Below are 4,855 nucleotides of genomic sequence, written 5' to 3'. Positions count from 1 at the left end.
TTCTGCGGGTCGACCGCGGCCAGCTTGCTCAGCAGCTGCTTGTCCAGGTGTTTGCGGTTGGGCAGCAGGCGCAGGTCCAGCGGCTGGATGCCGCCGGCGGCAATCAGCGCCGGCAGGTCGTTGTGCGAGGGCACCGCGACGTCGATGGACTCGCCGCTGGCCAGGGCGTTGGCCAGTTCCTCGGCGCTGCTGAAGGTGCGGTACTCCACGGCGATGCCGGTGTCACGGGTGAAACTCTCCAGCACCTGCGGGGCGATGTAGTCGTTCCAGTTGTAGACGCGGATGCTGTCGGCGGCGGCCGTCAGTCCGGGAGCCAGGGCCAGCAGTAGCGGAGCGAGAACGCGAAACATGACGACCTCCTCGAGGCATGGCTTCGCCGCTGCGCATGGCGCGGGCGGTTCGGCAGAGCGTGGGTGGCAGACAAAACAACGCCGGCACTAGGGCCGGCGTCGGGCATTGCATCAGACGGTATGCAGGTACCAGTTGTACTCGAGGTCGGAGATGGTGGTCTCGAACTCCTGCAGTTCGGCTTCCTTGCAGGCGACGAAGATGTCGATGTAGTCCGGGCTGATGTACTTGTTCAGCACCTCGCTGTCGTCCAGCTCGCGCAGCGCGTCGCGCAGGTTGTTCGGCAGGCTCTGCTCGAGCTGCTCGTAGGAGTTGCCTTCGATCGGCTCGCCCGGGTCGATCTGGTTGGTCAGGCCGTGGTGGATGCCGGCGAGGATCGAGGCCAGCATCAGGTAGGGGTTGGCGTCGGCGCCGGCCACCCGGTGTTCGATGCGCACGGCGTCGGCGCTGCCGGTGGGCACGCGCACGGCCACGGTGCGGTTGTCCAGCGCCCAGCTCGGCGCGTTGGGCACGTAGAACTGCGCGCCGAAGCGGCGGTAGGAGTTCACGTTGGGGCAGAGGAAGGCCATGCTCGCGGCCATGGTGTCGAGAATGCCGCCGATGGCGTGGCGCAGCGGCTGGTTCTGCAGCGGGTCGTCGGCGGCGAAGATGTTCTTGCCGGTCTTCTTGTCCAGCAGCGAGATGTGCACGTGCAGGCCGTTGCCGGCCTGGCCCGGGTAGGGCTTGGCCATAAAGGTGCTGTCCATCTCGTGGTCGTAGGCGATGTTCTTGATCAGGCGCTTGAGCAGCAGCGCGTAGTCGCAGGCCTTGATGGCGTCCTCGACGTGGTGCAGGTTGACCTCGAACTGCGCCGGGGCGCTTTCCTTGACGATGGCGTCGGCCGGGATGCCCTGCTCCTTGGCGGCTTCGAGCATGTCCTGCAGGCAGTCGACGTATTCGTCGAGGTCGTCGATCAGGTACACCTGGGTCGAATGCGGGCGCTTGCCGGAGATCGGCGAGCGCGGCGGCTGCGGCCGGCCGTTCACGTTCTCCTGGTCGATCAGGTAGAACTCCAGCTCGAAGGCGGCGCAGATCTTCAGGCCCATGTCGTCGAACTTCTGCACCACCTGGCGCAGCACTTCGCGCGGGTCGGCGAAGAAGGGGGTGCCATCCAGTTCGTGCATGGTCATCAGCAGCTGCGCGGTGGGGCGCTTCTGCCAGGGTTCGTTGCACAGGGTATTGGGGATGGGGAAGCAGATGCGGTCGGCATCGCCGATGTCCAGGCCCAGGCCGGTGCTTTCCACGGTGGCGCCATTGATGTCGAGGGCGAACAGCGACGCCGGCAGGTTGATGCCTTTCTCGTACACCTTGTGCAGGGCGTTACGGTCGATGCGCTTGCCGCGCACCACGCCGTTCATATCTGCAATAAGAAGGTCGACGAACAGGACCTCAGGATGTTCCTTAAGGAACGCGTTCGCTTCGTTAAGCTGAACGGCACGCGGGGGTACCGACATGATGCAACACCTTTATTGTTAAAAATATCAATCATGCAACTGCATGGGTGTGAGTCAATCGGAAACACCCATGGCTGTCAAGAGAGCCCTATGATGCCCTAAAAGAGGGCTGCACGGCCAGTTTTGGGGCGTTTCAGGGCATTGCGCCTGGCTGAAACGCCTGGCCGGCCGGGGTGCTCAGTCGGGTGTGTTCAATTTTTTACAGGGCTATTGTGTAAAAAAATGAACAAGGCTAAGCTCGGCTCAAACCCATAACAGCAATAAAACGGGTGTCTCATGTCTCGCCTGCCGATAGTCGGCGTCAGTGCCTGCACCAAGCAGATCGGTCACAACTTCTATCACACTGCCGGCGACAAGTATTTGCGCGCGGTGGTGGTCGGCGCCGGTGGCATGCCGCTGATCGTGCCGGCACTCGGCGAGCTGCTGGCGCTGCCGCAGCTACTCGAACAGCTCGACGGCCTGCTGTTCACCGGCTCGCCGTCCAACGTCGAACCTCATCATTACGCTGGCGCCGCCAGCGCACCCGGTACCTTGCACGATAGCGCACGCGATGCCACCACGCTGCCGCTGATCCGCGCGGCGCTCGACGCCGGCGTGCCGCTGCTGGGCATCTGCCGCGGCTTCCAGGAAATCAACGTGGCCTTCGGCGGCACCTTGCACCAGCGCGTGCACGAGATCCCAGGGCTGCTGGATCACCGCGAGCCGAAGGAGCAGCCGGTCGAGGTGCAGTACGGCCCGCGCCATGCACTGCAGGTGCAGCCCGGCGGGCTGCTCGACGGCATCGGCTTGCCGCGCGAGTTCCAGATCAATTCCATTCATGGCCAGGGCGTTGCACGTCTGGCGCCGGGCCTTCGCGTAGAAGCTCTGGCGCCCGACGGGTTGGTCGAAGCTTTTTCCGTCGAAGGTGCAAAAAGCTTCGCGCTGGGGGTGCAATGGCACCCCGAGTGGCAGGTAGCATCCAATCCGAATTATCTCGCCATCTTCCAGGCCTTTGGTGAGGCTTGCAGGGAGAGGGCGGGGCAACGCTGAACCGACTATACCTAGTCGGATTCTCCAACCCTGAGGTCTCTATGAGTACCAAGCTAGACCAGCTCACGAGCTGGCTGAAAGAACGCAAAATCACCGAAGTCGAATGCCTGGTCAGCGACCTGACCGGCATTGCCCGCGGCAAGATCTCGCCGACCAACAAGTTCCTCGACGAGAAGGGCATGCGCCTCCCCGAGAGCGTGCTGCTGCAGACCGTGACCGGCGACTACGTCGAGGACGACATCTATTACGAGCTGCTCGACGAGGCGGACATCGACATGTTCTGCCGCCCCGACGAGAACGCCGTGTTCCTCGTGCCCTGGGCCATCGAGCCGACCGCGATGGTGATCCACGACACCTTCGACAAGCAGGGCAACCCGATCGAGCTGTCGCCGCGCAACATCCTCAAGAACGTGCTCAAGCTTTACGCCGACAAGGGCTGGCGGCCGATCGTCGCGCCGGAGATGGAGTTCTACCTGACCAAGCGCAACAGCGACCCGGACTTCCCGCTGGTGGCGCCGATGGGCCGCTCCGGGCGCCCGGAAGTGGGCCGGCAGTCGTTCTCCATCGACGCCGCCAACGAATTCGATCCGCTGTTCGAGGACGTCTACGACTGGTGCGAGCTGCAGGACCTGGACCTCGACACGCTGATCCACGAAGACGGCCCGGCGCAGATGGAAATCAACTTCCGTCACGGCGAGGCCCTGCACCTGGCCGACCAGATCACCGTGTTCAAGCGCACCATGCGTGAGGCCGCGCTCAAGCACGACGTGGCGGCGACCTTCATGGCCAAGCCGATCACCGACCAGCCGGGCAGCGCCATGCACATCCACCAGAGCGTGGTGGACATCAAGACCGGCAAGAACATCTTCTCCAACGACGACGGCACCATGAGCGAGCTGTTCATGCACCACATCGGCGGCCTGCAGAAGTACATCCCCGAGGTGCTGCCGCTGTTCGCGCCGAACGTCAACTCGTTCCGCCGCTTCCTGCCCGACACCTCGGCGCCGGTGAACGTCGAATGGGGCGAGGAGAACCGTACCGTGGGCCTGCGCGTACCGGAAGCCGGGCCGCAGAACCGCCGGGTGGAGAACCGCCTGGCCGGCGCCGACGCCAACCCCTACCTGGTGCTGGCCGCCTCCCTGCTGTGCGGCTACATCGGCATGGTCGAGGGCATCAAGCCCAGCGCGCCGGTCAAGGGCCGCGGCTACGAGCGCCGCAACCTGCGTCTGCCGCTGACCATCGAGGCGGCGCTGGAGCGCATGGAGGCGTGCAAGGCCGCCGAGAAGTACCTGGGCGAGAAGTTCATGCGCGGCTATGTCGCGGTGAAACGCGCCGAGCACGAGAACTTCAAGCGCGTGATCAGTTCCTGGGAGCGCGAGTTCCTGCTGCTGTCGGTGTGACCGGGGCGGGCGCGGCTGGCCGCGCCCGTTGCCATCGATTTCATCGGGCCGCCGCCGGCGACCCGCGTAATAAAAGGTGTTGTCATGACCAACCCGAAAACCGCCCAGTGGCAGGCCATGAGCCGCGCCCATCACCTGGCGCCGTTCAGCGACTACAAACAGCTGGCCGAGAAGGGCCCGCGCATCATCACCGAGGCCAAGGGCGTGTACCTGTGGGACAGCGAGGGTCACAAGATCCTCGACGGCATGGCCGGGCTCTGGTGCGTGGCCGTCGGCTACGGTCGCGAGGAACTGGTCGAGGCCGCGGCGACGCAGATGCGCCAGCTGCCGTTCTACAACACCTTCTTCCAGACCGCCCACCCGCCGGTGCTGGAGCTGGCCCAGGCCATCGCCGAACTGGCCCCCGAAGGCATGAACCACGTGTTCTTCACCGGTTCCGGCTCGGAAGGCAACGACACCATGCTGCGCCTGGTGCGCCACTACTGGGCGTGCAAGGGCAAGCCGGCCAAGAAGATCATCATCGCCCGCGAGAACGGCTACCACGGCTCCACCGTGGCCGGCGCCAGCCTTGGCGGGATGAAGGGC

Annotated in this window: 4 protein-coding genes and 1 pseudogene; 3 read left to right on the top strand and 2 right to left on the bottom strand. The window is 64.6% G+C overall.

Features of this window, described 5'->3' with window-relative positions:
• Both N878_RS12770 and N878_RS12765 read right to left on the bottom strand, forming a co-directional pair.
• Positions 1–350: pseudogene (locus N878_RS12770) on the bottom strand (polyamine ABC transporter substrate-binding protein); the annotation flags it as partial.
• Positions 351–461: 111 nt separating this feature from the next.
• On the bottom strand, positions 462–1,841 hold the full coding sequence (locus N878_RS12765; protein WP_031303124.1) for a glutamine synthetase family protein: 1,380 nt from the start codon (positions 1,839–1,841) through the stop codon (positions 462–464).
• A gap of 276 nt (positions 1,842–2,117) precedes the next feature.
• On the opposite strand from N878_RS12765, the gene N878_RS12760 reads away from it, so the two are divergent.
• From N878_RS12760 to N878_RS12750, 3 genes are all read left to right on the top strand, one after another.
• A complete protein-coding gene (locus N878_RS12760) occupies positions 2,118–2,870 on the top strand; it encodes a gamma-glutamyl-gamma-aminobutyrate hydrolase family protein (protein ID WP_021444036.1) in 753 nt (250 codons plus the stop codon).
• A gap of 41 nt (positions 2,871–2,911) precedes the next feature.
• Positions 2,912–4,270, top strand: coding sequence for a glutamine synthetase family protein (locus N878_RS12755; protein WP_021444035.1), 1,359 nt, complete (start codon positions 2,912–2,914; stop codon positions 4,268–4,270).
• An 84-nt stretch (positions 4,271–4,354) separates the two neighbouring features.
• Positions 4,355–4,855: aminotransferase class III-fold pyridoxal phosphate-dependent enzyme (locus tag N878_RS12750; protein WP_021444034.1), on the top strand; the 501-nt coding region annotated here is incomplete at its 3' end.

The sequence above is a fragment of the Pseudomonas sp. EGD-AK9 genome (assembly GCF_000465935.2).
Classification (GTDB): Bacteria; Pseudomonadota; Gammaproteobacteria; order Pseudomonadales; family Pseudomonadaceae; genus Aquipseudomonas.
Note: the sequence above shows the minus strand (reverse complement) of the source record. Positions and strands in the feature narration are given on the sequence as shown.